Here is a 25,440-nt window from a genome sequence, read left to right as displayed (position 1 = left end):
GTTTGTCCAGAAATAGTGGGCCTGGCCTGTGACGCCGCCAAGTGTCCGACCGCCGTACTTCGCACCGTCGCCTCAGTCCCCGTGCGCTGAAGCCGACGAACAGTGATCCATTGCGGCCGGCCTGGCGTAGGAAGAAGAGACTCTCCTCCTGCACTCACCGCCATGCCCCAAGCCTCGAGCACCTCCACTGCCATCCATTGGGTTGAACAAGGCCTGGTGCCCGACGGCGCCGTTCGGCTGGGCGTGCGGCGGCTGCTGCGCCAGCGCCTGGTCGAGCTGGACAGCGGCGACCCGGAAGCCGTCGCCCTGCGTTCGGAGGCATTTTTCGACGGACTGCAGGAGGCACCGCTGGCCCTGCTGCCCGAAAAAGCCAACGAGCAGCACTACGAGTTGCCCGCTGAGTTCTTCACAGGCGTGCTGGGCCCCCACCGGAAGTACAGCTGCTGCTGGTGGCCTGAAGGAGTGCAGACGCTCGAGCAGGCCGAGGCGGCGGCCCTGGCCGAGACCTGCGCGCGCGCCGGCCTGGAAGACGGGCTGCGCATTCTGGAGCTGGGCTGCGGCTGGGGTTCGCTGAGCCTGTGGATGGCCGAACACTTCCCGCGCGCCCGCATCACGGCGGTCTCCAATTCGCATTCGCAGCGGCTGTTCATTACGACCGAGGCCGCCGCACGCGGCCTGGACAACCTCGAGGTGATCACCTGCGACTTCAATGATTTCGAGACCGGCGAGCGCTTCGACCGGGTGGTGTCGGTGGAGATGTTCGAGCACCTGCGCAACTGGCCGCGCGCCTTTTCGCATGTGGCCCGCTGGTTGAAACCGCAGGGGCGGTTCTTCATGCACGTCTTCGTTCACCGCGAAGCGCCCTACCCGTTCGAGGAGCGCGATGCCAGCGACTGGATGAGCCGCCACTTTTTCTCCGGCGGCATGATGCCGAGCGACGATCTCGCCCTGCGCTGCCAGGATGACTTGCGCCTGCTGCACCGCTGGCGCTGGGATGGCCGCCACTACGCGCGGACCTCGGCCGCCTGGCTGGCGCACATGGACGCCCGGCGGGCCACTCTCATGCCCCTGCTGGCCGCCGTCTACGGAGAGCGCGACGCGCCGGTGTGGTGGACCCGCTGGCGGCTCTTCTTCATTTCGGTGGAAGAACTCTTCGGCTACGCCGAGGGCGGCCAGTGGTGGGTCGGCCACTACCTGTTCGAGAAACGGTGATGCTGTCGCTCGCCTGCCTGGGCCTGGCGATCGCCCTCGGCCTGGCGTTGCCGGTCTGGGTGTTCAGCGTCGTGGTGCGCGACGCCAGCCTGGCGGACCGGATCTGGCCCCTGATGATCGCGGCGCCTGCCCTTGCCTACGCCGGCGCCCATGCCCGCGCGCTCGACGCCCGCAGCATCTGGATGCTCGGGCTCCTGCTGGTATGGGCTTGCCGGCTGGCGCTGCACATCGGGCGTCGCAACTGGGGCCACGGCGAAGACCGCCGCTACCAGGCCATGCGTGCGCGCAACGAACCACACTTCGGCCTGAAAAGCCTTTACCTCGTGTTCGGGCTCCAGGCGGTGTTGGCATGGATCGTCGGTTGGCCGCTGCTGGCCGCGTTCGCGCACCCGTCGCCCCTGTCCTGGCTGGACGTGCTGGCCCTGCTGCTGGCCGGCGGCGGTGTGGTCTTCGAGGCCGTGGCCGACGCCCAGCTCGCCCGCTTCCTGTGCAACCCGCGCCGCGAGGATGCGGTGATGGACCGCGGCCTCTGGGCCTGGTCGCGCCACCCCAACTACTTCGGCGAGGCCTGCGTCTGGTGGGGCCTTGGGTTGGCAGCGCTGTCAGCGGGCGGATGGGCGGTGGCGTGGTGCCTGGTGTCTCCGCTGCTGATGACCGTCCTGCTGCTCAAGGTGTCGGGCGTGTCGCTGCTGGAGCACGACATCGCCGAGCGCCGGCCCGCCTACCGCAGCTACGCGGCACGCACCAGCGCCTTCATTCCCTGGCCGCCGCGGCGCGGCGCCCGGCCATGAAGCACAGCGCCCTGGGGCTGATGCTGGGGCTGATGCTGGGGCTGATGCTGGCGCAGACGACCTGCCTGGCCGCGGCACAGGAAGGTGACGAGGAAACGGGCGAATGGCACTTCACCGCCACGCTCGATGGCAAGCCGATCGGGACCCATCGCTTTGTCGTCGGCGGCACGGCGGCGACGCGCAGCGTCGACAGTCGTGCCCTGTTCACCGTGCGCGTGCTCGGCATCCCGGTCTACCGCTACCGGCACCAGGCCGAGGAGCGCTGGGCCGGCGACTGCCTGCGTGAGCTGCGCGCCGAGACCGACGACGACGGCACCCGCCAGCAGATCGCGCAGCGCTTCGACGGCGACTGCCCGATGAGCTTTGCCTACTGGAATCCCCGGCTGGTGAAACAACAGCGCCTGATCGATCCCCAGACGGGCAAGGTCGAGCCGGTCCGCTTCGAGCCGCTGCCCGATGCGACCCTCGAGGTCCGCGGTCAGCCCGTGCGGGCGCGCGGCTGGCGACTGCAGGCGGCGCAGCAGCGCATCCGCATCTGGTATGCCGCCGACAGCGGACGCTGGATCGGGCTCGACGCTGACACCAAGGGCGATCGCCAATTGAGCTACCGACTGACCTCTCCTGCACGGAGCACCCCATGAAGCCATCCCCGCGTACCTTGCTCGCTGCCTACCTGTGGGCGCTCGTGTGTTTTCTGGTGCTGGACGCCATCTGGCTGTCGGTCATGGGGCCGCGCCTGTACCAGCCCGCGCTCGGTGCGCTGATGGCGCCGCAGGTGGACTGGACGGCGGCGGCGCTGTTTTATGCGCTCTACCTGGTCGGCCTGGTCGTCTTGGCGATCGCGCCGGCACTGGAGGCTGGCGAGCCCGCCGTGGCGTTGCGTCGCGGCGCGCTGCTCGGGCTCGTGGCCTACGCGACCTATGACCTGACGAACCAGGCCACGCTGCGCGACTGGCCCTGGGCCGTCACGGCCGCCGACCTGGCATGGGGCACGGCCGTGAGCGGCGTGTCGGCGTGGGTCGCGGCGCGCCTCACATCCCGACCAGCGCGCCGAAGAAACGCGCAATAGCCCCGTCGAAGCGCAGCCGGCCGTCCAGCGAGGCCAGGCAGATGCACTCGCTGCCGTCCTGGACCACCGGCTGGTGGTTGATCTCGGCATCGGCCGCATCGAAATCGCCGGCACCGAACAAGGCCCGGCCATCGTGGAAGCGGCCGTGCAGCACCTGGGTGAACTCCTGCCCCTGGTGCGTGTGCTGCGGCAGGTACTTGCCCGCCGCGATGCGCAGAAGAAAGACGTTGGCCTCCGGGGCCTCGGGCACGGTCACACGGCTCCAGCGCATGCCGGGGCCGATCCAGCGCCAGGGCGTGGCACTGCAATGAGCGAGCGCGCGCGGCCAGCGCGCACCGGGCGGCAGCGGCGGGGGCGCGCTGACCCGCACGGGGGCGGGTTCAGCGCCTTCGTGCGCATCGATCCGGGCCCAGGTGCGCGACAGCGCGTCATCGGCAAGCGGGACCGCTTCCAGGCCATCGAGCAGGATGCCGCCCACGGCATCGAGTGCGCGCGCGCGCTCACGGCACAGCGGGCACAGTTCCAGGTGGCTGGCCAGGACCAGTCGCATGCCAGCCGGCAAGTGGCCGGAGGACCCGGCCAGCAGCAGGTCGTCGTCGGGGTGGTGTCGGATGTCCATCGTCAATGTTCCAGCAGGCGGCGCAGTTGGGCGACCGCCAGGCGCACGCGCGACTTCACCGTGCCCAGCGGAATGCACAGCTGGGCCGCGATGCGGGCATGCGGCGCGTCTTCAAAATAGGAAAGGTGCAGCACCTGCTGCTGCTCGGGCGGAAGCTGGCGCAGCGCGCCGCGCAGGCGTTCGTTCAGGCGCGCGTCGTGCAGCTGGTCTTCGACAGCCGGCTCGTCCGACAGGAGCAGGTCGAAGTCGACTGCGTCTTCAGACGACTGCACACCCTGGCGCCGCCGCAGCGCGTCCACACGCAGGTTGCGCGCGATGGCGAAGATCCAGGTCGTAGCGGCCGCCCGGGCCGGATCGAACAGCGCGGCCTTGCGCCAGACGGTGACCAGGGCTTCCTGGGCCAGTTCCTCGGCCTGGATGGCCGGGCTGCCGCTGTGCATCAGGTAGTGCTTGACGCGCGGCGCGAAATGCGAGAACAGCTGCGCGAACGCGTCCCGGTCCTGCCGCTGCGCCACGGCCACCATCGCCTGGGCCCAGAGATCGTCGGCGCGAGGAAACGGCTGGGAATCGGGGGAGACCACGGTCAAGACGGACGCTCGGCGACCGCGGGGCACCGGAGTGCCCGCACTGGGGTTGGACGGATCGGGAGCGACGGCCATGTCCTGTCATACGCAAGGGAGCGGCGTTCGGATCATCGCAGCGGCACGCGGGTAATCCAAATGACCGTTTTCTGCGTACAGGGCAGCAAGACTCGCCAAAGGCTCCCCATGCTGCCTCTTCTCGCCCCGCCTGCCGCCTTGCCGATGCCTACTTCGGTGCCCTCCGGCCAGCGCATCGCCGTCGTCGGCACCGGCATCTCGGGCCTGTCCTGCGCCTGGCTGCTGTCCCAGCGCCACGAGGTCACGGTGTTCGAGAGCGAGCCCCGGCTGGGCGGCCACAGCCATACCGTGGACGCGCCAGGCCGGGAAGGCCCGGTGCCGGTGGACACCGGCTTCATCGTCTACAACGAGCCCGCGTACCCGAACCTCACCGCGTTGTTCCAGCACCTGGCCGTGCCGACCGCGGCCTCGGACATGTCGTTCGCAGTGAGCCTGGACGCTGGCGGGCTCGAATACGCCGGCACCGACCTGCGCGGCTTGTTCGCGCAAAAGCGCAACCTGGCGCGCCCCCGCTTCTGGGCCATGCTGCGCGACCTGCTGCGGTTCTACCGCGAAGCTCCGCGCGATGCGCAGGTCGCAGGCGACCAGGCGCTCGACGACTACCTGGATGCCCACGGCTATGGCCGCGCGTTTCGCGACGACCACCTCTACCCCATGGCTGCGGCCATCTGGTCCACGCCAGCGGCGCAGGTGGGTCACCATCCGGTGGCCGCCTTTGTTCGGTTCTGCGAGAACCATGGGCTTCTGCAGATCAGCGGCCGCCCCGTCTGGCGCACCGTGGTGGGCGGCAGCCGCGAATACGTACAGCGCCTCAGCCAGCCTTTCGCCGACCGCATCCAGCTGGACCGGGCCGTGCTCGAACTGCATCGCGAGCCGGCAGGTGTGCGGCTTCGCACCAGCGCCGGCTGGTGGCCCGAGCGCTTCGACCAGGTGGTCCTGGCCACCCATGCGGACCGCTCGCTGGCGCTGCTCGACGCGCCCACCGGTGCCGAGCGTGCCCTGCTCGGTGCCCTGCCCTACAGCCGCAACCTGGCCGTGCTGCACCGCGACCCCGCCCTGATGCCGGCGCGGCGCGCCGTGTGGTCGAGCTGGAACTACCTCGGCACGCGCGGCAGCGGCGCGGCCCCGACGGTGACCTACTGGATGAACCGGCTGCAGCCCCACCTGCCGCAGGGCGCGGCGGCCGAGCCGCTGTTCCTGACCCTGAACCCGGCGATCGACCTGCGGCCCGAGCACCTGATCCGCACCGAGGTCTACGACCACCCGCTGTTCGATGCCGCGGCCATGGCCGCGCAGCGCCAGCTGTGGCAGCTGCAGGGCCAGCGCCGCACCTGGTTCTGCGGCGCCTACTTCGGCGCCGGCTTCCACGAGGACGGATTGCAGGCCGGCCTGGCCGTCGCCGAAGCGCTCGGCGGCGTGCGCCGACCCTGGCGCGTGGCGCAGGAGTCCGGGCGCATCCATCTGCCGCAAGGCGCGCAGACCGTCGCCTCATGAACGCGCACGAAGGCTCGGCGCTCTACATCGGACGCGTCATGCACCAGCGGTTGCGGCCGAAGCGGCATCGGCTGAGCTACCGGGTCTACAACCTGCTGATCGACATCGACGAACTGCCGCAACTGCACGCCCGGTTGCGCTGCTTCTCGGTGGACCGGTTCAACCTGTTCAGCTTCCATGCCGCCGACCATGGCGACGGCTCGGGCCGCGACCTGCGGGCCCAGGTGGAAGCGCGGCTGCGCGAGGCCGGACTTCCGACCGGCGGCGCGATCCGGCTGCTGGCCATGCCGCGGCTGCTCGGCCATGTGTTCAACCCGCTCAGCGTCTGGTTCTGCCATGCACCCGGCGGCGCGCTGCAGGCGCTGCTGTACGAGGTCAACAACACCTTCGGGCAACGGCACAGCTACCTGATCCCGGTCGCTGATGACGGCGCGTCCATCGTCGAGCAGCACTGCGACAAGCAGATGTACGTCTCTCCCTTCAACGGCATGGACCTGCACTACCGCTTTCGCATCGCGCCGCCGGGCGAGGCGGTCTCGGTCGGCATCAGCGTGCACGACGCGGCGGGCGCCGTGCTCAATGCGCGGCTCGACGGCCAGCGTGCGCCCTTGAGCGACCTGGCGCTGCTGCGCGTGTTCGTCACCCATCCGTTGCTGACCCTCAAGGTGGTGGCCGCCATCCACTGGCAGGCCCTGCGGCTGTGGATCAAGCGCGTGCCGCTGCACCCGCGACCGGCGGCCCCCGAGCGCGACCTCACCATCGTTTCTTCGAGCAAGACCCCATGAGCCTGACCACGCCTTCCGCCCCCGCCTTCGGTGCCGCGCCGTTCTTCTCGCCGCTGCGCCGGCTGCTGGCCCGCACGCGTTTCGGCCGGCTGAGCTTGAGCCTTCCGGGCGGCCGCTGCATCGACGTGGCCGGCCGCGAACCCGGGCCGCACGCGAGCCTGCGCCTGCTGAGCTGGCGCCCGCTGCTGCGCCTGGCTCTGCAAGGCGATCTGGGCCTGGCCCTGTCATTTCGCGATGGCGAGTGGGAAAGTTCGGACCTGCTGGCCTTGTTCGAATTCGGCCTGGCCAACGAGTCGGCCTGGGGATCGCTGCTCAAGGGGCGCGGGCTGGCGCGCTGGGCGGCGCGGCTGCGGCACCTGACCCACAGCAACAGCCGGCGCGGAAGCCGGCACAACATCGCGTTCCACTACGACCTGGGCAACACGTTCTATCGGCACTGGCTGGACGACAGCATGCTGTATTCGAGCGCGATGTTCAGCGACGCCGACGACGACACGCTGGAAGCCGCCCAGGCGCGCCGCCTCGCTGCCATCGCCGACATGCTCGACACCCCGCAAGGGGGCGACGTGCTCGAGATCGGCTGCGGCTGGGGAACGCTGGCCGCGAGCCTGGCCCGCCGGCACGAAGCGCGCGTCACCGGCGTCACGCTGTCGAGCGAGCAACTGGCCTTCGCCCGCGAACGCGCGCAGGACTGGGGCGTGGCCGACCGGGTCGACCTGCGGCTGCAGGACTACCGCGACGTGCAGGGCCGGTTCGACCGCATCGTGTCCATCGAGATGATCGAGGCCGTCGGCGAGGCCTACTGGCCCACCTACTTCGCCACCTTGCGCGAGCGCCTCAAGCCCGGTGGCGTCGTGGTGCTGCAGGCGATCACGATCGCCGATGCACAGTTCGACAGCTACCGCCAGGGGACCGATTTCATCCAGCACTGCATCTTTCCCGGCGGCATGCTGCCCAGTCCGCGCGTGCTGCGGGAACAGGCGCAACGCGCAGGGTTGGTGATCGAGGCTTCTCGCTGCTTCGGCAAGGACTACGCGCGAACCCTGGCAGAGTGGCGTCGCCGGTTCCTCGCCGCCTGGCCGCAGATCGAGCCACTCGGCTTCGACGCCGCGTTCAAGCGCTTGTGGACCTACTACCTCTCCTACTGCGAGGCCGGCTTCCACGCGGGGCTCGTCGACGTCGGTCTCTACCGGTTGCGCGTGGCTGAAGCCGGAACTGCCTGATCGGTCGGCGCAGTGCGGCCGCCCCCTTCCTTCTTCTTAACAGGGTGACGCACCGCAATTCCGGCTGTTCTGAAATATCCTGTGCGAACGCAGCAACTGCTGCCCGTATTGCGCGGCCTGCCGGGACAATGCCGATGAGGCCGCCAGAGACGCGGTCCTGGACGCGATTCTTCTGGCTTGCGATAAGCCCGCCTTCGATGACTGGGCGACAACTGCCGGTAGCTGTCGCTCACCCCACGCCTGCCATGCGTGTCGCAGGAAGCGGCCCACTCGAAAGCTACAGCGGCTCGTCATCCATCCGCGGCTGTGACTCTCTCGTCAGCGTCTTGGCCAGCAAGCGCAAGGTACTCGCAGAGGCTGCCGTAGCTTCGGAAAGAACGGCTCCGCGCCGGTAGGCCAGCCCCAGGTCCATCGAGGGCACCGCACTCGACACCACCGTCCTGCGAATGCGCCCGCCATCGTGCGACCAGGGGCGAAACACCAGGTCCGACAGGATGGTCACACCCACGTTCTGTGCGACGAGGCTGCGCACGGCCTCGATCGATTTGGTGCGGAACACGACCTTGGGCTTGAGTTTCATCGCGCTCCAGTAGCGGCCCACGGTGTCCACGTGCTCGTCCATGTCCAGCAGCACGAAGGGCATCTGCGCGATCTCGCGCAGCGACACCGACTTCTGCGCCACCAACGGATGGTCGAACGAAGTCCACAGACGGCGCTCCGACTTCAGCAGGTTCTCGCGCCGGATGTCCGGCGCGCGCGAGAGGTTCGACACCAGGACCACGGCCAGGTCGAATTCGCCGCTGCGCAAGCCGTTCTCGATCTCGAGCCGGTTGCGCTCCACGGGCTCGAATTCGACCAACGGCAGTTGCCTGCGCATCGCGCCGATGATCTTGGGCAGCATGTATTCGGACACGGTGTCGGTGATGGCGATCTGCACCCGCCCCTCGACCGAGGACACCGAGTTGCGCGTCTCCTCCACCGCCGCATCGAGCGTGTGCAGCATGTGCTCCGCGTGCCGAAGAAAGCCCTCGCCCTGCACCGTGAGCCGCAGCCCGTCGGAGTGCCGCGTAAAGAGCTGCACCTTCAGCGTCGACTCCAGGTTCTTGAGCGAAGTGGTCAGCGACGGCTGGCTCACATAGCAGCGCTGGGCTGCGCGGGACACCTGCCCCGTGTGCGCTGCGGCCACGAAGTGCTGCAGCTGCTTGATCGTTATCGACATAGATTCATCCTATATCGCTCTATTGAAAATAGAGATTATGAATTGTCGATGGCAATTCCTAACATCCGAGCAGCACGCCATGTCAGGCGTGTGACGAGGACGCCCACCGTTCCAGCAGCAGTAGCAGGAGACCCCCATGCCATCGACATCACACACTTCCGCCGGACACGGCGCCCACCCTCCTGTACCCCAGGAGGCCTCGACCGATGCCGGCCTGTTGAGCCGCCTGGGCCTGCGCTTCACCGCCTGGGCCGAGCGCTGGTTTCCCGACGCCTTCGTGTTCGCGGCCATCGCCGTGGTGGTGGTCGCGGGCGCCGCGCTCCTGAACGGGTCGAGCCCGCAAGCGGTGGCCAAGTCTTTCGGCGACGGCTTCTGGAGCCTCATTGTTTTCACGATGCAGATGGCGCTGGTGGCCGTCGGCGGCTACGTGGTGGCGACCTCGCCGCCGGCTGCGCGACTCATCCGCAAGCTGGCCGCACTGCCCGTGTCGGGGCGCCAGGCCATCGCGTACGTGGCCGCGATCAGCATGATCCTGTCGCTCTTCAACTGGGGCATCTCGCTGATCTTCAGCGCGCTCTATGTGCGCGCGCTGGCCGGCCGACTCGACCTGCGCATGGACTACCGCGCCGGCGGCGCGGCGGCCTACCTCGGCATGGGCGCGACCTGGGCGTTGGGGCTCAGCTCGTCGGCAGCGCAGTTGCAGGCCAATGCCAGCAGCCTGCCCAAGAGCATTCTGGACATCACCGGCGTGATCCCGTTCAGCCAGACCATCTTCCTGTGGCAGTCGGTCGCCATGGCGCTGGTGTTGATGGTCGTGTCGGTGGCCATCGCGCTGTGGTCGGCGCCCGACGCGAAGCACGCGGTCACGGCGCAGGACCTGGGCGTGGACCTCACGGAGGCCAAGCCCGCTTCCGCCGAGTCCGCCGAGCGCCGCCCCGGCGAGTGGTTCGAGCGCAGCCCGCTGCTCACGCTGCTCCTGTGCGCGCTGGGCTTCGGCTGGCTGGCGCAGGAGTTCATGGCCAAGAGCCCGTTGATCGCGATCTCGGGCCTCAACACCTACAACCTGCTGTTCCTCATGATCGGGCTGCTGCTGCACTGGCGCCCGCGCAGCTTTCTCGACGCGGTGTCGCGCTCAGTGCCGTCGACGGCGGGCGTGATCATCCAGTTCCCGCTGTACGGTGCCATCGCGGCCATGTTGACCGGCGCCAAGGGCGACGCAGGCATCACGCTGTCGGACCGCATCGCGCATCTGTTCGTGAGCATCTCCAGCGTCGACAGCTTCGCCGTGGTGATGGGCGCGTATTCCGCCGTGCTGGGCTTCTTCATTCCCTCGGGTGGCGGCAAGTGGATCATCGAGGCGCCCTACGTCATGCAAGCGGCCAACGACCTGAAGGTCCACCTGGGCTGGGCCGTGCAGGTCTACAACGCGGCCGAGGCACTGCCCAACCTGATCAACCCGTTCTGGATGCTGCCGCTTCTGGGTGTGCTGTCGCTGAAGGCACGCGACATCGTGGGCTTTACCTTCCTGCAACTGCTGGTGCATGCGCCGCTGGTGCTCTTCATGCTCTGGGCCTTCGGTCGCACGCTGAGCTATGTCGCGCCGGTGATGCCTTGAGCCGCGCAGATACCGGATGCAAGTGATGACGACGACGGCGCCCACGCAAACCAAGCAGGGCTACTGCACACTCTGCCGTTCGCGCTGCGGCACGCTCAACGAGGTGCGTGACGACATGCTGGTGTCGGTGAAGCCCGACGCCTCGCACCCCACCGGCCAGGCGATGTGCATGAAGGGCAAGGCTGCGCCCGAGCTGGTGCACAGCCCGCACCGGCTGCGCTACCCGATGCGCCGCACGAGGCCTAAGACCGAGGCGGATCCGGGCTGGGTGCGCATCGGCTGGGACGAGGCACTGGCCGAGACCGCCAAGCGCCTGAGTGCCATCAAGGCCGAGAGCGGTGCCGAGTCTGTGGTGTTCGCCGTGACCACGCCCAGCGGCACGCCGTTGACGGACAGCATCGATTGGATCGAGCGCTTCGTGCGCCTCTTCGGCAGCCCCAACATCTGCTACGCGACCGAGGTCTGCAACTGGCACAAGGACTTCGCGCACGCCTTCACCTTCGGCTGCGGCATGCCCGCGGCCGACTACGCGCAGGCCGAACTGATCGTGCTGTGGGGTCACAACCCCGCGAACACCTGGCTGGCGCAGGCCAATGCGATCGGCCGAGGCCGCGCGAACGGGGCGAAGATGGTGGTGATCGATCCGCGCCCCACGGCGCTCGCGCGGCAGGCTGACACCTGGCTGCCCGTGCGGCCCGGAACCGATGCGGCACTGGCGCTGGGGCTGATCCACCTGCTGATCGCGGACGCGCGCTTCGACGAAGGTTTCGTGCGCGCGTGGACCAATGCACCGTTGCTGGTGCGCAGCGACAACGGACACTTCCTGCGCGAGCAGGACCTGTGGCCCGATGCCCAGGGCAACCGCTTCGTGGCGTGGAACGACGCACTGGACCGCGCGGTGCCTTATGACACCGAGCAGGCGGCGCAAACCCAAGACGCCGCCCACTTCCGCCTGCGCGGCGCGGTCGAGATCGACGTGGGCGCACATCGCCTGTCGTGTGCGCCAGCCTTCGAACTGCTGGCCCAGGGCTGTGCCGCCTACACGCCGTCGAATGTCGAACGCATCACCGGCGTTGCCGAGGCTTCGTTGCGCGCGGTCGCTGATCTTTTCGGCACGTGCCGCCGCGTGGCCTATCACGCCTGGACCGGCATCGGCCAGCACACCAACGCGACGCAAGCCGAGCGCGCAGTCGCCACGCTGTATGCGCTGTGCGGCAGCTTCGACCGCATCGGTGCGAACCGCGTTCGCGTCGGTCCGCGCGTCAACGCCGTCAACTCGCTCTCACTGCTGCCCGACGCGCAGCGCGCCAAGGCCCTCGGTCTGGCGCAGCGCCCGATCGGCCCTCCCGCGCACGGCTGGGTGACGGCGCGCGACACCTACCGCGCGATTCTCGAAGGCGAGCCTTACAGGGTGCGCGCGATGATGGCCTTCGGCACCAACCTGCCCGTGTCGCAGGCCGACAGCGCGCTCGCGCACCAGGCACTGTCGCAGCTCGAATTCCACGTGCACTGCGATTTGTTCGAAACACCCGCCGCCCGGTACGCCGACATCCTGCTGCCGGTCAATACACCCTGGGAGCGCGAGGGCCTGCGCATCGGCTTCGAGATCGACGACCGTGCGGCCGGCTGGGTGCAGTTGCGCCAGCGCATGGTGACGCCACGCGGTGAATCGCGCGCCGACAACGACGTGCTGTTCGACCTGGCCGTTCGCCTGGGCATGGGGGGCGACTTCTTCGGTGGCAGCCTCGACGCGGGCTGGAACCACATGCTCGAGCCGCTCGGCCTCACGGTCGACCAGTTGCGTGCCCGGCCCGAAGGCATGGCCTGCGCCATCGACGCGAGCGAGCAGAAGTACGCCCGCGCCACGCCCACCGGCGTGCGCGGCTTCGACACCCCGACGCGACGCGTCGAACTCTATTCCGAAACCCTGCTGCGCCACGGCCAGCCGCCGGTCGCCACCTTCGTCGAACCGGCAGACACGCCGCGCGATGCGAAGGCCACGCGCCAGGGCCGCTTTCCCTATGTGCTGAGTTCGGCCAAGAACGGCTTCTATTGCCACAGCCAGCACCGCAGTCTGGCCTCGCTGCGCAAGCGCGCGCCCGATCCGGTGGCCGAATTGAGCCCCGCGCTCGCGGCCGCCAAGGGCATCGTGGACGGCGACTGGATGCGCGTCCGCACGCGCGTGGGCGAGGCCCGCTTCGTCGCACGCGTCACGCCCCAACTGGCGGACGACGTCATCGTGGCCGAGTTCGGCTGGTGGCAGAGCTGCCCCGAGCTCGACCGCGATGGCCTGCCGATTGAAGGCGCGTTGGGCAGCAACTTCAACGCGCTGATATCCGCTGACAGCTGCGATCCGGTGAGCGGTTCGGTGCCGCATCGCTCGTTTCTCTGCGACATCGAACGCGACCCGGCCACAGAGATGCGGCAGCGAAAGTGGTCCGGCTACCGCCCCTTCCGCATCAGCGCGCTGCGGCCTGAGGCCGACGGTGTACTGGGCATCCACTTCGAGCCGGTCGACGACAGCGAACTGCCCGATTACCGCCCCGGTCAGCACATCGAGATGCAATTGCATCTGGACGACGGCACGCAGGTCACGCGCGCCTACTCGCTCACGGGCGCGGCCGAGGTGCCGGGCCGGCGCAGCTACAGCGTGGCCGTGCGCCACCAGCGCGGCCGCTCGGCCGACGGCACGCCGCACGAGGGGCGCGTGTCGAGCCATCTGCACCGCGCGCTGAAGGTCGGTGACACCCTCTCGCTGCGGGCGCCGTCCGGCGGCTTCGTGCTGCCGCGCCACTCGCCGCAGCCGCTGGTCTTTTTCGCGGGCGGCATCGGCATCACGCCCTTCATCAGCCTGCTCGAATCGCTGCCCGACGGCGCGCAGGGGCCGGCCATCTGGCTCTACTACGCCAACCAGAACAGCACGACCCACGCGTTTCGCGAGCGCATTGCGCAGCACTGCGCGCGGCTGCCGCAGTTGCAGGTTGTCGACCACTACAACGCACCACGGCCGCAGGAGCGCCAGGGCATCGACTACCAGTCGGACCGCTTCATCGACGCGAGCGTGGTGGACGACGCGTTGATCGCGCAGCGCGCCCGCTTCTACCTGTGCGGACCGCCGGCCATGATGGACGCGGTGACCGCCGGCCTCGTGGCGCGGGGCGTTCCGCGCTTCGACATCTTCAGCGAGGTCTTCCGCTCGCCCACCACGCCGCCCGCCGACGGCGACCAGCGCTTCACCGTCAGCTTCGCGCGCTCGGGCCACGCCCCCGCAACGTGGACGCCCCGGCAGGGCACGTTGCTGACCTTTGGCGAATCGCTCGGCGTGCAGATGGCCAGCGGCTGCCGTGTGGGCCAGTGCGAGAGCTGTGCGGTGCGCGTGCTGAGCGGCAAGGTGCGCCATCTGCACGGCAGCGAACCGGAAGACCCGGCCGTGTGCCTGGCCTGCCAGGCCGTTCCACTCGAAGACGTGGTGCTTGAGGCATGACGGCCGGCATTTTCACTCAACTGACTCCATCCGTGACCCCATGAAAATCATCGATACCGAAAGCACCCGGCGTGCCTTGCCCTTCGACTGCCTGATCCCGGCGCTTAGGGAGATGTTCATCGCTGGCTGCGAGGTGCCCTTGCGACACACGCATTCGCTGCAGGCCGGGACGCACACCTCGCCCCGCACCGTGCTGGTCATGCCGGCGTGGCAGCACGACCGCTACCTGGGCATCAAGACAGTGACCATCTTCCCGAACAACGCGCAACGCGGCCTGCCCGGACTGTTCTCGACCTATGTGCTGTACGACGCCAGCACGGGTGAGCCGCTGGCGCAGATCGACGGCAACGAGATCACGTCGCGCCGCACCGCTGCCGCCTCCGCCCTGGCCGCGTCCTATCTCGCGCCTGCCGATGCGCGCAGCCTGCTGGTCGTCGGCTGCGGACGTGTCGGCAGTCTGATTCCCGAGGCCTACCGCGCCGTGCGTCCCATCGAACGCGTGGTGGTGTGGGACCGCGACGAATCTGCGGCGAAGGCACTCGCTGTGCGGCTGTGCGCGCAGAACATCGAGGCGGCCGTTGCGCCGGACCTCGCCCACGCGGTGAACGATGTCGACATCGTGAGCTGTGCCACGCTCGCCACGCAGCCGGTGGTGCAGGGAGCGTGGCTGCGGCCTCGCAGCCACCTCGACCTGATCGGCAGTTTCACGCCGCAGATGCGCGAAGCCGACGACGCCTGCTTTGCGGGTGCACGTCTGTTTGTTGATACACAAGAGGCGTTGCAAAAGAGTGGCGAATTGCTCGGGCCCCTGTCGCGCGGCGTGTTCGCCGCCGACGATGTGGCAGGGGAGTTGGCCGACCTGGCCGCGGGCCGGATCCAGGGACGCGCCGAGAGTGACGGGCGGACCGTCTTCAAGGCCGTGGGCACCGCCTTGGAGGACCTGGCCGCGGCAGTGGTGGTCTACGAAGCTTCCGATTCGACCTGAGACACTTGCCTTGGCGGGCCGCTAAGCGCTGGGCGCCTCCTGCACGTGTGCGGCAGGCAAGCCCCGCGCATGCGCCTTCAGGCAGGCAATGAAATCCATGAGCGTGGCCGAGACGTGCTCGCGGTTCCACACCACGGTGATGGGGCCGAAGCGGATGTTCGAATCGACGGCGACCTTGCGGAACAGCCCCAGCGAGGCCATGTAGTCCGCCATGGATTCCGCACACACGCCGACATAGTCGCCCTTTTGCAGCAGCGCCTGCATCATGGCCAACGAGGCGGTTTCTGCCTTGGGCACCAGCCACGATGCCTGTTGCTCGATGAGGTAGGCATCCATCTGGATGCGAGTGAGCGTGCCAAGGGGCGGCATCACCCATTGCTCGCGTAACACGTCGGCAAAGCCCAGTGGCTGGTTGCTGTCCCAGTGCTTGCTGCCCTGGCCGATGACGATGCTCACCCGGTCGTCAAAGAGCACGTGGTGCGCCAGTTGCGGCTGGTGCGCCCGCGCATCCAGAACGCCGATCACGGCATCCATGGCACGCGTGTCCAGGCCTTTGAGCAGGTCGTCGAACAGGCCGTCGTGGATGGACACGGCCACATCGGCATGGCGCTGCTGGAAGGCGGTCACGGCTTCGGGCAGGCCGCCGGCGATGCCTGCCCAGACGCTGCCCACGTTCAATCGCGGCACGCGTCCCGCAGCCACTGCATGCATTTCGAGGCCGGTGCGGGCGATATCGCCCAGCACGGTGATGGCCAGGCGTTTGAGCAGATGCCCGGCAGGCGTCAGCTGCACCTTGCGCCCGCGCACCACCAGCGGCGTGCCCGCCACGCGTTCGAGCTCTGCCAGCCAGTGCGACATGGCAGATTGCGTCATGTGCAGCCGCGCCGCCGCTTCGGTCAGCGTGCCCGCCTCGTCCAGCACCAGAAAGGACTCCAGATGCCGGACCTTGATGCCTCGTGCCCATGACAGGCCTTCCGAACGCTCGATCATGAGTAAACCTTCATGCATCCATTTTGCATTTTCACTAGGTGGATGGCAGGGATTGTCATGAAAATTACTTCATCTTCCATGACAGACCTTCTGAGGAATCCCTGTGCCCAAAGCAATCACGAACATCTACAAGATCCTGATGGGTGCCGCGGTCGCGGCCGCCACGGCCACCACCGTGTTCGCGCAAGCCTCCTACCCCAGTCGTCCCGTGCGCCTGATCGTGTCGCAGGCCCCGGGCGGCAGCAGCGACACCATCGCACGCATGTGGGCTGAACACGCAGGCAAGGCCATTGGCGCCACCATCGTGGTGGAGAACAAGCCCGGTGCGGGCGGCCTCATTGCCGCACAGAACGCGCTGAATGCGCCCGCCGATGGCTACACCTTGCTGCTGGGCAGCGTGTCGCTGATGGTGCTCAATCAGTTCACCTACAAGCCACTGCCCTACAACCCCGAGAAGGATTTTGTTGGCGTGACCATGCTGACGACGGTGCCGTTCGTGCTGTCGGCCAACCCGGCCACGGGCATCAAGACGCTCAAGGATCTGACAGAAAAAGCCAAGGCGGCACCCGGCAAGCTGAACTTCGCGTCCGCCGGCCTGGGCAACTCCACCCACCTGGCGGTCGAGCTGGTGTCCAATGCCCTGGGCATTTCGATGACCCACATCCCTTACAAGGGCGAGGCCGACGGCATCCTGGCCACCATTGGCGGGCAAACCGAGGTGATGGCACCTGTGTATGGCACCGCCCTGCCCCACATCAAGAACCACAAGCTCAATCCACTGGCCGTGTTGTCGCCGCAACGCACCCCTGAGCTGCCCGATGTGCCCACCCTGGGCGAGCTGGGCGTGAAGGGCTTTGACAACATGGGCTGGAGTGCCGTGGTGGCGCGCGCCGGCACGCCGGCCGACATTGTGGAAAAGCTCAACAAGGCGACGACGGCCTTCCACCAGAGTCCCGACGTGCAGGCCAAGCTCAAAAGCATGGGCGTGATCCCCATGTCCGGCCCTTCCGCGCTGGTCATGGAAACGGCGGCGCGTGACGCCAAGGCCTGGGGGCCCACGCTCGGGGCGCTGAACCTCAGCGCCAAGTAAGCCGGCGGCCGCACAAGCACCGCCCCCTTTTCTTCCATCTTCACCCCTTGCCGTATCGCCGATGCAGCAAGGGGTTCGTCATCACACCTCATGAAAAAAGAAGCAATGGTGGTCTGTCCGCAGCCGGAGGCCGCCGAATCCGGCATCGACATCCTGCGCGCGGGCGGTAACGCGGTGGATGCCGCCGTGGCCACCGCGCTGGCCCAGACCGTGGTCGATCCGCTGATGTGCGGTATCGCAGGTTTCGGCACCGCCGCCGTCTACCTGCCGGGCGCCCAGGTGCATGAATATTTCGACTTCCACTCGCCCGCGCCGCTGGCGGCCAGGGCAAACATGTGGGAGCACCTGCTCGAGGGCGAGACCAAGGACGGCTTCGGTTTCATCCTCAAGGGCCGCGTCAACGACATCGGCCCCCAGTCCATCGGCACGCCGGCCACGCTCAAGGGCCTGGAGGCCATGCATCAGGCGCACGGCCGCCTGCCGTGGCGGCAGGTGGTGGAGCCCGCCATCCGCTGGGCTGCGGACGGCTACTTTGTGCGACCCGGCATGCACGCCTTCTGGATCGACGAACCCACCATGGGGCGCGTCGGCAACCTGGAGCGGCTGCAGTACTGCGAGGAAAGCCGCCAGCTGTACTGCCGCCCCGATGGCCGCCCCAAGCCCATCGGTGCGCCGCTGCGCAACGAAGGCATGGCTGCGGTGCTGCGCCAGATTGCCGAAGAAGGTGCGCGCCCGTTCTACCAGGGCGACCTGGCGCAAAAGATGGTGACGCACCTGCAGTCGCTGGGGGCGCTGATCACGCTCGACGACCTGGCCCGGTATCAGGTGCAGCGCAACCCGCCGCTGGTGGGCAGCTACCGCGACCGCACCATCACGACCAACCAGCCCCCGGGCGGCGGCGCCATGCTGCTGGAGATGCTCAACATCCTCGAGCACTTCGATCTGGCGAGTCTGGAGCACAACAGCCCTGCCTACCTGCAGAGGGTGTGCGAGGCCATGAAGAAGGCGACGATCGACAAGGACCGCTGCATCGGCGACCCGAAGTTCTTCGATGTGCCGCTGGATCAGCTCCTGTCCAAGGACATGGCCCGGGAAGTGGCCGAGCAGATCCGCACGGGCCATCGCTTCAACGTGGAGCGCGTGAACCCTGGCGCGCCCGTGCCGCGCGACACCACCCACCTGAGCGTGGTGGACGCCGACGGCAACGCCGTGTCCCTGACCCACTCGCTGGCCATGCCCTCGGGCATCATCACCCCGGGCATGGGTTTTCTGTACAACGGCTGCATGGGCGTGTTCGACCCGCGTCCGGGCCGCGCCGGCAGCATCCAGCCGGGCAAGAGCCGCTTCACCTCGTCCTGCCCCACCATGACCTTCAAGGACGGTGAGCTCGACGTGGTGCTCGGCGCCCCGGGGGGCACGCAGATCGCCATGGGCGTGCTGCAGGTGCTGCTCAACGTGATCGATCACGGCATGGAGATGCAGGCAGCCGTGTCGGCACCTCGCTTCTCGTCCACCAGCAACGCCATCGACGTGTGCAACCGCATTCCGCGCTCCACCACGCGCGCGCTGGAAGCGCAGGGTTACGCCATTGGCCGCAACCCGTACAACTACACCATCGGCTGGGTGCACGGCGTGCAGGTGCAGGCCGACGGCCTGCATGGCGGCGCCGACCCTGGACGCGATGGCGTTGCGTACCGGCTGCGCATGGATCCTGCGCACTGATCGGCCACCGTTTTCAGCTATCGACTGTGTGGCTTATGAGGAACTCATTCCCATCCCGCCTTCTTTGCATGTAGCCAGCCGCGCTTGTCTGCTTTGCAGCGATTTCCGCCGCCGGACTCGGGGCCGCCGATGTCTGCTTGAAGGACGATCCTGACAGGCAAGTCCGTAGAACGGCCTGTCGTAGACCGCATTGGAACTCCCTTTGACCTGAAATTCCCTGTGCGATTGCAATGATTGCCGCCTGCTCGCTCGGCAATGCACAACTCGATGCACTGAGCGCTCGCGGCGACGCGCCGATGATCCTGGCCATCGGCCCCGACAGCGATCTGCGTTTCGACGTGGCGATGCGCGCCTATGACTACACGCCGTCGGTGCGCGCGGACGATCCGACCTGGGACGATGAGGAACCTGGCCGACCAGGCGGCGGCGCCGATCATTTTCTCGACTTCATCGTCGCCCAAGCGGTGCCGGCCCTGGCGGCGCGCGCACCGCTGGATCCGCGACGCCGCACGCTGTGCGGGACACTTATACGGTGATTTGTTCGCGCTGCACGCGTTGTTGCACCGGCCGCAGTTCTTCTCGCGCTACGCGGCGGCGGCCCCCTCGTTGTGGTGGCAGGACGGCTTCATCCTGCGCGAGGCCGAACACCCCGCCCCCTGCCGGCGGGGCGCGAGACCATGCTGTTGTTCATGCAAGGCGCCTCGACCGAAGGCGAGAGTCCTGCCGCGCCACCTCCTGCAGGTGTCAGCGCGGCGCGCGCCGAACGCCTGCGACGCCAGCGTGCCGCCGTGCCACTGCAGGCTGGCCGGGACCTGGCGGGGCGACTCGACCCCGCAGGCGTGCGTGCGCAGTACCTCGCCTTTCCCGGCATGCCTCATGGCCCGATGCTGGCGGCATCCCTGCCGCCCCATTGGCACTGGCTGCGCGCCCGTCGCCGCTTGAGCCGAAAGCTGGAGAAAAGTCGTTTCATCCCCCACAGGTCGCGAGGATTCTTGCGGGATCCATGGCCGCATATCCGACCCGGGCGGCCGGAATTCGGATGCATCAACCATTGCGCATGAGAAGCTCGGTGAGCTTCATCACTTTGAGAGTGCAATGGTCAAAAAGACAACTGAACAGAAAGCTGCAGAGGCGCTTCGTTACACCGCTGCCAGTGGTGCGGCCAATGCGGTTGAGCTCGAGCCCTTCTTGACTGATCCCAATCAGGCCATACGCGCCGTGGCGGCCATGAACCCGGATGCAGACGAAGAGATCCTGGATCGTTTTGCGAATGACAAGTTCTGGGGCGTCCGCATGGAAGTGGTGCGCAATGCCAATGTCAGCCAGGCCACGTTGCGCAGGCTGCTGGAGTCCGACACGCGCAAACGCGGCGTGGTGCACCACGCAGCGCGCGAGAAGCTGGAAGAGCGCGGTGTCGCATTTGGTGCTGATGGCATGCCAGAAGACGCGGCGTAGAGAACGAAGTCGCATTTCCTGAGCGTCATTTGATCGGGTCGCTTTCGATCTCGATCACTGCGGCCGGTGTTCGTGAGGGGTCTTGTTATTGGCGCTCCGGCCTCTTGTTTCGGACGAGCAGTGCCATGGCCGCCAGCGCGACCGGAACATTCGAATCACGTATCTCAGTGCTGCCCCCGAACCAGACGCTTGTCTGTCAGGTGGCCCGTCAACCCGCGGATCTGGGCGCCGGCTTTGCCTTGAGACCGGCCTCGATGAAGTTCACCAGGAAGTCGACGCCGGCCTCCATGCTGGTCTGCTGCAACTTCTCGGGCCACAGCGCCTGCACCCGCGTGTGCGTGCTGTGCGCATAGAAGAAGGCACCGTAGACGAAGATGACCCGCCAGTAGAACTCTTCGCTGCTCAAGTGAGGAAGCTCGTGGCTCACGACATCCACGAAGCGTCGCGCGAAATCGTCCACGATGGACGCTGTCAGCGCATGCACTTCATCGGCAGGGTCCATCAGCATGCGGCCGTAGAACGCACGGAACGACTCGCGCTCCTGGACACTGGCTCCCGCGACAAGCAGTGAGGGCGCCATGGACGCCCGCAGGATGTCTCGCAAGGGGACCTTCCGACCCTCGAATGCGTCCAGGCGCTCCTTGCGCTCCTTCATCACCGGCCCAAGGCGGCGCTCCAGCACGGCCTTGCACAGCGCCTGCTTCGATCCCCAGTAGTAGTGGAAGGCTCCCAGGTTGGCGTTGGCCCGCTCCGCGATCGCTCGCATGCTGGTGCCCCCGTAGCCATGTGCAGCAAACAGGGCCTCGGCGGCGTCGAGGATCTGGTTTGCGGTGGTGTCGGAAAGCGCCTGCCGCTTCGAAGAGACGGCGGTTTTCGCTGCGGTGGGCTTGGGCATGAGGGAAGTGGCGAGGTATTGAAGTTCGTTGACAGCCAATCCTTGAAATCATACAGTTGTATATTTATACGCACGTATGACTTAAAGGAGACTTCATGAGATTGATCGATCTGTCCTCGACGCTGGACCCGCACGACCGCGATCTGCTTCCTCCCGCCATGGCCGCCGCTGCGGGCGTCGTGGCTCCCCGGGTGGACTACTCCCACCCGGCGACGCCGGACGGCCGCGACCGCTTCTGCCACTTCTTCGGCTGCAGCCACGACGACTTGCCCGACGGCGAGGGTTGGGGTTCGGAGGTGCTCAACGACATGTCGTCGCATTGCGGCACGCACGTGGACGCACCGCTGCACAGCGGATCGACCTGCGAGGGGCGAACCTCACGCACCATCGACCAGGTCGAACTGAACGAGCTCTTCTGCCCCGGCAAGGTGCTCGATGTGCGCCCTTGGGCGCAGCCTGGGCAGGCCATCCCCGTCGATGCGCTTCGCCAGGCGTTGTCCGCAGTGGGCGAGCCCATCCGTCCCGGCGACGCCGTGCTGATCCGGACCGGACAGGAGCGATATCGCCTGGGCGAGCCGGCCTTCTTTCAGTACCCGGGGATGAGCCGCGAAGGCACGCTGTTCCTGTCGGAGCAAGGGGCCACCGTGCTCGGCACGGATGCGGTCGGCTGGGACCGTCCCTTCGCCGTGATGGCCCAGGCCTTCAAGGAAACGGGCGACAAGCAGCAACTGTGGGATGGCCACAAGGCGATCCGCGAGAAGGAGGCCTTCATCGTGCAGCAGCTGTGCAACCTCGGTGCCTTGCCGCTTCGCGGCTTCCACGTGGGCTTCTTCCCGTTGAAGCTGGCACGCGCCAGCGCCGCCCCCGCCCGTGCCGTGGCCTTCCTGTCCAACTGAGGAGCGACTTCAATGCGTATCGTGACTTTTGTGCGTGAGGGCTTTGACGCACCTCGCCTCGGTGCCCTCATCGGCGTCGACGGCGTGCTGGACCTCACGGCTCGCCACCCTGGCGAAGAGGCCTTCGGCTCTGCGTTGGCTTTCCTGCGCGCAGGCCCTGCATCCTGGGACCTTGCGCGTGCGCAGATCGCCAAGCACGGCGGCGCTGCAGACTCCCTGGCCGGCGCCGCGTTGCTTCCCCCGCTGCCCAATCCGCCGCTGATCCGGGACTGGGGAACCATGATCGAGCACCCCAGGTTCTTCCTGCGGCGACGCGCCGAGCAACTGGCCGCCCGATCAGCCGACCCGGAGGCCGCCATGGCCGCCGCACAAACCGATGGCTCGCTCGAGCTGCCCCCAAACTGGTTCACCGTGCCTCGCTTCTACACCGGCAATCCGCTCAACATGACCGGGCCGGATGCCGAGATCGCCTGGCCGGGTTTCGCCGAATCGCTGGACTACGAACTCGAACTGGCGGTCGTCATCGGCGTGGGTGGCAAGGACATCCCCGTGTCGCGAGCACGCGACCACATCTTCGGGGTCACGCTGTTCAACGACTTCACCGCGCGGGATACGCAAGTGGCTGAGGGCAGCCCGGCCGGCAAGAGCAAGGACTTCGACGGCGCCTATGCCATCGGCCCCTGCATCGCCACGCTGGACGAGATCCCCGACCTCTACCAGCTGCAGGTGCAGTCGAGGCTCAACGGTGTCGTGCAGACCACCCGCAGCACCGTCGACATGCAGCTGACCTTCGAGGACATCGTGAGCTATGCCAGTCGCTCGTGCACGCTGCACCCTGGCGAACTCTTCGCCTCGGGCACCTTCGAAGGTGGCTGCGGCGTGGAGACCGGCCGCCTGCTGCGCGATGGCGATGTCATCGAACTCGAGGCGCAGGGCATCGGCACGCTGCGCAACCGGATCCGCCGCACGGCAGTGCCCGCCGCGGCAGCGAAGGCCTGAGATGACGGTTCCGCTGTACATCGTGGGCGTCGGCAGCACGCCCACGGGCCGCTTCGCGGACGTTGCGCTGCGCACGATGGCCCGCCAGGCCATCGATCTCGCCCTGGCCGACGCCGGTGCGACGGCCGACCAGGTGGGTGCGGCGTTCTTTGCCAACGTCGGCCAGTCGCTCCTGCAGGGGCAGCACATGATCGGTGGTCAGGTGGCGCTGCGCGAGGCGGGATTGGATGGCATTCCGATCATCAACGTCGAGAACGCGTGTGCCAGTGCTTCGACCGCCTTCTACCTCGCCTGCGCCCATCTGCGCGCCGGACTGTGTGACGTCGCATTGGCGGTGGGAGCGGAGAAGCTGTCGCACCCGGACAAGGCCCGCACCTTTTCCATCTTCGATGGCGCCCATGACGCCGAAAGGCCTGAGGCACTGCTGCGCTTTCTCGCACAACAAGCTGGTGAGGACCCCACACAAGCCCCCGTCGCACAGCAACGCAGCGTCTTCATGGACATCTATGCGGCCCTGGCCCGCGCGCACATGGCACGCCACGGCACCACGCAGCGGCAACTGGCCCATGTGGCCGCCAAGAACCACAGCCACTCCGTGCACAACCCGTTGGCCCAGCATCGCGTCGCGATGTCGGTCGACGAGGTGCTCGCGGCGCGCGCCATCACCTGGCCCCTGACTCTGCCGATGTGTGCGCCGATCGGCGATGGCGCGGCTGCGGCGTTGATCGTGCGCGAGGACGCCCTGGAGCGCTTCGATGCGAAGCGTGCGGTGCGCGTGCGGGCCAGTGTTCTCGTCAGCGGATCGGACCGCGTCGATGGACGCGAGACGCCGATCAGCCGCCGCGCCGCACTGCGCGCCTACGCCGATGCCGGCGTCGGGCCTGAGGACATCGACGTGAGCGAGGTCCATGACGCCACGGCCTTCGGAGAAATCGTCCAGTGCGAACACCTGGGCTTGTGCGAGCCCGGCCAGGGTGGATGGCTCGCGGAGCATGGCCACACCGCACTGGGCGGCCGTCGGCCGGTCAACCCCTCGGGGGGACTGGAGTCGAAGGGGCATCCCATCGGCGCCACCGGCTTGATGCAGATCCATGAGCTCGTCCTGCAATTGCGCGGCGAGGCCGGCGGGCGACAGGTGGCCAATGCGCGCCTGGCCCTTGCCGAGAACGGCGGCGGCTTCCTGGGCCATGAGGAAGCGGCCGCGACCATCACCATTCTTGAACGGGCTGCACAACGCTCATGAAGCACGCCACCATGTATTCCAGACGCACTCTCCTCGGGCAATCGATCGCCCTGGGCTTGTCCAGCCTCGTCGGCAACGCTGCCAGGGCCGCCACGGCGGCCTGGCCGTCCAAGCCGATCCAGGTCATCGTGCCCGCAACCACCGGCAGCGCACCCGAAATCGTGGCGCGTCTGATCGCCGAAGCTTTGTCGGCACGCCTGTCGAACCCCGTCTATGTGGAAGGCATGCCGGGGGCCTCGGGGATCATCGGCACCGACAAGGCGCTCAAGGCGCCCGCCGACGGGCACACGCTGCTCTACGCCATGAACCAGGTGGCGACGATGAACCCGCACCTCTACCCGCGGCTGCCCTACAACCCGGCCAGGGACATGGCGCCGATCAGCCTGGTCGCGCGCGGCGGGTACGTGCTGCTCGCCCACAGCGGCTTGCCGGCCTCCGACCTCCCGTCGCTGATCGCCCTGGCGAAGCGCGAGCCCGGCAAGCTGGCCTATGCCTCCACGGGCAACGGCAGCGCCTTCCACCTGGGCATGGAGCTGATCAAGGCGCAGTGCGGCATCGATCTGCTGCATGTGCCCTACCGCAGCGGCGCCAATGCCAACACCGAGCTGATGGCGGGGCGCGTGCAGGTCCGGCTCGAGCCCCAGGCCTCGGCGCTGGCGCTCGTTCGCGGCGGCCGCGTCAAGGCCCTGGCGGTGACCACACCCACGCGACTCTCCGTCCTGCCGCAGGTGCCGACGGTCCGGGAGACCCTGCCCGGATTCGAGCTGAGCGGCTGGAACGCCCTGTGGGCACCGGCGGGCACGCCCGCGCCGGTCATCGTGCGACTCAACGCCGAGGTGCAGCAGATCCTGAAGAGCGACGCATTCCGAAGCCATCTGCTGCAACTCGGCCTGACCCCCGAGGGCTCGACGCCGGCTGAACTGGCTGCGCTGACGGCGCAAGAGACGGCGCAATGGAAGGCCCTGATCGACAAGACGGGCATCAAGGCGGACTGA

At 67.8% G+C, this 25,440-nt stretch carries 23 protein-coding genes; 18 read left to right on the top strand and 5 right to left on the bottom strand.

Annotated features, from left to right (window positions below; translation table 11 throughout):
- Positions 1-162: 162 nt before the first annotated feature.
- From AC57B8_RS01920 to AC57B8_RS01905, 4 genes are read left to right on the top strand one after another with little or no spacing between them, the layout of a single operon-like run.
- A complete protein-coding gene (locus tag AC57B8_RS01920) occupies positions 163-1,212 on the top strand; it encodes an SAM-dependent methyltransferase (RefSeq protein WP_496478484.1) in 1,050 nt (349 codons plus the stop codon).
- A complete protein-coding gene (locus AC57B8_RS01915; RefSeq protein ID WP_496478483.1) occupies positions 1,212-2,003 on the top strand; it encodes a DUF1295 domain-containing protein in 792 nt (263 codons plus the stop codon). The genes AC57B8_RS01920 and AC57B8_RS01915 overlap by 1 nt, the downstream gene beginning before the upstream one ends.
- A complete protein-coding gene (locus AC57B8_RS01910) occupies positions 2,000-2,644 on the top strand; it encodes a DUF6134 family protein (protein WP_496478482.1) in 645 nt (214 codons plus the stop codon). The genes AC57B8_RS01915 and AC57B8_RS01910 overlap by 4 nt, the downstream gene beginning before the upstream one ends.
- Positions 2,641-3,072 (top strand): DUF2177 family protein, encoded by a 432-nt coding sequence (locus tag AC57B8_RS01905; RefSeq protein ID WP_496478481.1) that lies wholly within the window; start codon positions 2,641-2,643, stop codon positions 3,070-3,072. The genes AC57B8_RS01910 and AC57B8_RS01905 overlap by 4 nt, the downstream gene beginning before the upstream one ends.
- On the opposite strand, the gene AC57B8_RS01900 is transcribed toward AC57B8_RS01905, so the two are convergent.
- Positions 3,035-3,691, bottom strand: coding sequence for a ChrR family anti-sigma-E factor (locus AC57B8_RS01900; protein ID WP_492738507.1), 657 nt, complete (start codon positions 3,689-3,691; stop codon positions 3,035-3,037). The genes AC57B8_RS01905 and AC57B8_RS01900 overlap by 38 nt on opposite strands.
- A gap of 2 nt (positions 3,692-3,693) precedes the next feature.
- Positions 3,694-4,272, bottom strand: coding sequence for a sigma-70 family RNA polymerase sigma factor (locus tag AC57B8_RS01895; protein ID WP_496478736.1), 579 nt, complete (start codon positions 4,270-4,272; stop codon positions 3,694-3,696).
- Positions 4,273-4,458: 186 nt separating this feature from the next.
- Between AC57B8_RS01895 and AC57B8_RS01890 the strand changes: the two genes are divergently transcribed.
- From AC57B8_RS01890 to AC57B8_RS01880, 3 genes are read left to right on the top strand one after another with little or no spacing between them, the layout of a single operon-like run.
- Positions 4,459-5,844 (top strand): NAD(P)/FAD-dependent oxidoreductase, encoded by a 1,386-nt coding sequence (locus AC57B8_RS01890; RefSeq protein ID WP_496478480.1) that lies wholly within the window; start codon positions 4,459-4,461, stop codon positions 5,842-5,844.
- On the top strand, positions 5,841-6,629 hold the full coding sequence (locus AC57B8_RS01885; protein ID WP_496478479.1) for a DUF1365 domain-containing protein: 789 nt from the start codon (positions 5,841-5,843) through the stop codon (positions 6,627-6,629). The genes AC57B8_RS01890 and AC57B8_RS01885 overlap by 4 nt, the downstream gene beginning before the upstream one ends.
- A complete protein-coding gene (locus tag AC57B8_RS01880; protein WP_496478478.1) occupies positions 6,626-7,852 on the top strand; it encodes a class I SAM-dependent methyltransferase in 1,227 nt (408 codons plus the stop codon). The genes AC57B8_RS01885 and AC57B8_RS01880 overlap by 4 nt, the downstream gene beginning before the upstream one ends.
- Positions 7,853-8,129: 277 nt before the next feature.
- On the opposite strand, the gene AC57B8_RS01875 is transcribed toward AC57B8_RS01880, so the two are convergent.
- Positions 8,130-9,071 carry a LysR family transcriptional regulator gene (locus tag AC57B8_RS01875; protein ID WP_062471895.1) on the bottom strand — a complete coding sequence of 314 codons (942 nt, stop codon included), beginning with the start codon at positions 9,069-9,071 and terminating at the stop codon, positions 8,130-8,132.
- 136 nt (positions 9,072-9,207) lie between these two features.
- On the opposite strand from AC57B8_RS01875, the gene AC57B8_RS01870 reads away from it, so the two are divergent.
- From AC57B8_RS01870 to lhpI, 3 genes are read left to right on the top strand one after another with little or no spacing between them, the layout of a single operon-like run.
- Positions 9,208-10,686: a short-chain fatty acid transporter gene (locus AC57B8_RS01870; protein ID WP_253252336.1), complete on the top strand. Its 1,479-nt coding sequence runs from the start codon at positions 9,208-9,210 to the stop codon at positions 10,684-10,686.
- A 16-nt stretch (positions 10,687-10,702) separates the two neighbouring features.
- A complete protein-coding gene (locus tag AC57B8_RS01865) occupies positions 10,703-14,170 on the top strand; it encodes a molybdopterin-dependent oxidoreductase (protein WP_496478477.1) in 3,468 nt (1,155 codons plus the stop codon).
- A gap of 40 nt (positions 14,171-14,210) precedes the next feature.
- Entirely contained in the window at positions 14,211-15,155 is a 945-nt protein-coding gene (gene lhpI, locus AC57B8_RS01860; protein WP_496478476.1) for a bifunctional Delta(1)-pyrroline-2-carboxylate/Delta(1)-piperideine-2-carboxylate reductase, read from the top strand.
- Between the two features lie 21 nt (positions 15,156-15,176).
- Here the strand turns inward: lhpI and AC57B8_RS01855 are convergent, their stop codons facing one another.
- Positions 15,177-16,145, bottom strand: a complete 969-nt coding sequence (locus tag AC57B8_RS01855) for a LysR family transcriptional regulator (protein ID WP_496478475.1) — start codon at positions 16,143-16,145, stop codon at positions 15,177-15,179.
- Between the two features lie 103 nt (positions 16,146-16,248).
- Here AC57B8_RS01855 and AC57B8_RS01850 point away from each other — a divergent pair, with 103 nt between their 5' ends.
- The 4 genes from AC57B8_RS01850 (at position 16,249) to AC57B8_RS01835 (ending at position 20,412) form a co-directional block, all read left to right on the top strand.
- Positions 16,249-17,235 (top strand): tripartite tricarboxylate transporter substrate-binding protein, encoded by a 987-nt coding sequence (locus tag AC57B8_RS01850; protein ID WP_492738526.1) that lies wholly within the window; start codon positions 16,249-16,251, stop codon positions 17,233-17,235.
- 90 nt (positions 17,236-17,325) lie between these two features.
- Positions 17,326-18,957 carry a gamma-glutamyltransferase gene (gene ggt, locus AC57B8_RS01845; RefSeq protein ID WP_496478474.1) on the top strand — a complete coding sequence of 544 codons (1,632 nt, stop codon included), beginning with the start codon at positions 17,326-17,328 and terminating at the stop codon, positions 18,955-18,957.
- A 230-nt stretch (positions 18,958-19,187) separates the two neighbouring features.
- On the top strand, positions 19,188-19,493 hold the full coding sequence (locus tag AC57B8_RS01840) for a hypothetical protein (protein ID WP_496478473.1): 306 nt from the start codon (positions 19,188-19,190) through the stop codon (positions 19,491-19,493).
- Positions 19,494-20,052: 559 nt separating this feature from the next.
- On the top strand, positions 20,053-20,412 hold the full coding sequence (locus AC57B8_RS01835) for a hypothetical protein (protein WP_492684218.1): 360 nt from the start codon (positions 20,053-20,055) through the stop codon (positions 20,410-20,412).
- Between the two features lie 208 nt (positions 20,413-20,620).
- On the opposite strand, the gene AC57B8_RS01830 is transcribed toward AC57B8_RS01835, so the two are convergent.
- The gene (locus AC57B8_RS01830; RefSeq protein WP_492735139.1) at positions 20,621-21,307 is read right to left on the bottom strand and encodes a TetR family transcriptional regulator; all 687 of its coding nucleotides are present in this window, start codon (positions 21,305-21,307) and stop codon (positions 20,621-20,623) included.
- Positions 21,308-21,402: 95 nt separating this feature from the next.
- Here AC57B8_RS01830 and AC57B8_RS01825 point away from each other — a divergent pair, with 95 nt between their 5' ends.
- The 4 genes from AC57B8_RS01825 to AC57B8_RS01810 are packed head-to-tail and all read left to right on the top strand — an operon-like array spanning position 21,403 to position 25,440.
- On the top strand, positions 21,403-22,203 hold the full coding sequence (locus AC57B8_RS01825; RefSeq protein ID WP_070061241.1) for a cyclase family protein: 801 nt from the start codon (positions 21,403-21,405) through the stop codon (positions 22,201-22,203).
- A gap of 12 nt (positions 22,204-22,215) precedes the next feature.
- Positions 22,216-23,202: a fumarylacetoacetate hydrolase family protein gene (locus tag AC57B8_RS01820; protein ID WP_496478472.1), complete on the top strand. Its 987-nt coding sequence runs from the start codon at positions 22,216-22,218 to the stop codon at positions 23,200-23,202.
- A 1-nt stretch (position 23,203) separates the two neighbouring features.
- On the top strand, positions 23,204-24,445 hold the full coding sequence (locus tag AC57B8_RS01815) for a thiolase family protein (RefSeq protein WP_496478471.1): 1,242 nt from the start codon (positions 23,204-23,206) through the stop codon (positions 24,443-24,445).
- Positions 24,446-24,456: 11 nt separating this feature from the next.
- Complete coding sequence (locus AC57B8_RS01810) at positions 24,457-25,440, top strand: Bug family tripartite tricarboxylate transporter substrate binding protein (RefSeq protein WP_496478470.1); 984 nt, start codon at positions 24,457-24,459, stop codon at positions 25,438-25,440.

The sequence above is a fragment of the Variovorax sp. BGA-UO-ETr-C22 genome (assembly GCF_059567965.1).
This window is presented reverse-complemented; position numbering and strand designations above follow the sequence as displayed.

Coding starts and splice junctions, on each gene's coding strand:
- AC57B8_RS01830 (WP_492735139.1), bottom strand. CDS start 21,307: ATGCCCAAGCCCACCGCAGCGAAAACCGCCGTCTCTTCGAAGCGGCAG.
- AC57B8_RS01815 (WP_496478471.1), top strand. CDS start 23,204: ATGACGGTTCCGCTGTACATCGTGGGCGTCGGCAGCACGCCCACGGGC.
- AC57B8_RS01870 (WP_253252336.1), top strand. CDS start 9,208: ATGCCATCGACATCACACACTTCCGCCGGACACGGCGCCCACCCTCCT.
- AC57B8_RS01900 (WP_492738507.1), bottom strand. CDS start 3,691: ATGGACATCCGACACCACCCCGACGACGACCTGCTGCTGGCCGGGTCC.
- AC57B8_RS01905 (WP_496478481.1), top strand. CDS start 2,641: ATGAAGCCATCCCCGCGTACCTTGCTCGCTGCCTACCTGTGGGCGCTC.
- AC57B8_RS01880 (WP_496478478.1), top strand. CDS start 6,626: ATGAGCCTGACCACGCCTTCCGCCCCCGCCTTCGGTGCCGCGCCGTTC.
- AC57B8_RS01910 (WP_496478482.1), top strand. CDS start 2,000: ATGAAGCACAGCGCCCTGGGGCTGATGCTGGGGCTGATGCTGGGGCTG.
- ggt (WP_496478474.1), top strand. CDS start 17,326: ATGAAAAAAGAAGCAATGGTGGTCTGTCCGCAGCCGGAGGCCGCCGAA.
- AC57B8_RS01875 (WP_062471895.1), bottom strand. CDS start 9,071: ATGTCGATAACGATCAAGCAGCTGCAGCACTTCGTGGCCGCAGCGCAC.
- lhpI (WP_496478476.1), top strand. CDS start 14,211: ATGAAAATCATCGATACCGAAAGCACCCGGCGTGCCTTGCCCTTCGAC.
- AC57B8_RS01825 (WP_070061241.1), top strand. CDS start 21,403: ATGAGATTGATCGATCTGTCCTCGACGCTGGACCCGCACGACCGCGAT.
- AC57B8_RS01915 (WP_496478483.1), top strand. CDS start 1,212: ATGCTGTCGCTCGCCTGCCTGGGCCTGGCGATCGCCCTCGGCCTGGCG.
- AC57B8_RS01920 (WP_496478484.1), top strand. CDS start 163: ATGCCCCAAGCCTCGAGCACCTCCACTGCCATCCATTGGGTTGAACAA.
- AC57B8_RS01820 (WP_496478472.1), top strand. CDS start 22,216: ATGCGTATCGTGACTTTTGTGCGTGAGGGCTTTGACGCACCTCGCCTC.
- AC57B8_RS01855 (WP_496478475.1), bottom strand. CDS start 16,145: ATGATCGAGCGTTCGGAAGGCCTGTCATGGGCACGAGGCATCAAGGTC.
- AC57B8_RS01840 (WP_496478473.1), top strand. CDS start 19,188: ATGATTGCCGCCTGCTCGCTCGGCAATGCACAACTCGATGCACTGAGC.
- AC57B8_RS01885 (WP_496478479.1), top strand. CDS start 5,841: ATGAACGCGCACGAAGGCTCGGCGCTCTACATCGGACGCGTCATGCAC.
- AC57B8_RS01865 (WP_496478477.1), top strand. CDS start 10,703: ATGCAAGTGATGACGACGACGGCGCCCACGCAAACCAAGCAGGGCTAC.
- AC57B8_RS01810 (WP_496478470.1), top strand. CDS start 24,457: ATGTATTCCAGACGCACTCTCCTCGGGCAATCGATCGCCCTGGGCTTG.
- AC57B8_RS01835 (WP_492684218.1), top strand. CDS start 20,053: ATGGTCAAAAAGACAACTGAACAGAAAGCTGCAGAGGCGCTTCGTTAC.
- AC57B8_RS01890 (WP_496478480.1), top strand. CDS start 4,459: ATGCTGCCTCTTCTCGCCCCGCCTGCCGCCTTGCCGATGCCTACTTCG.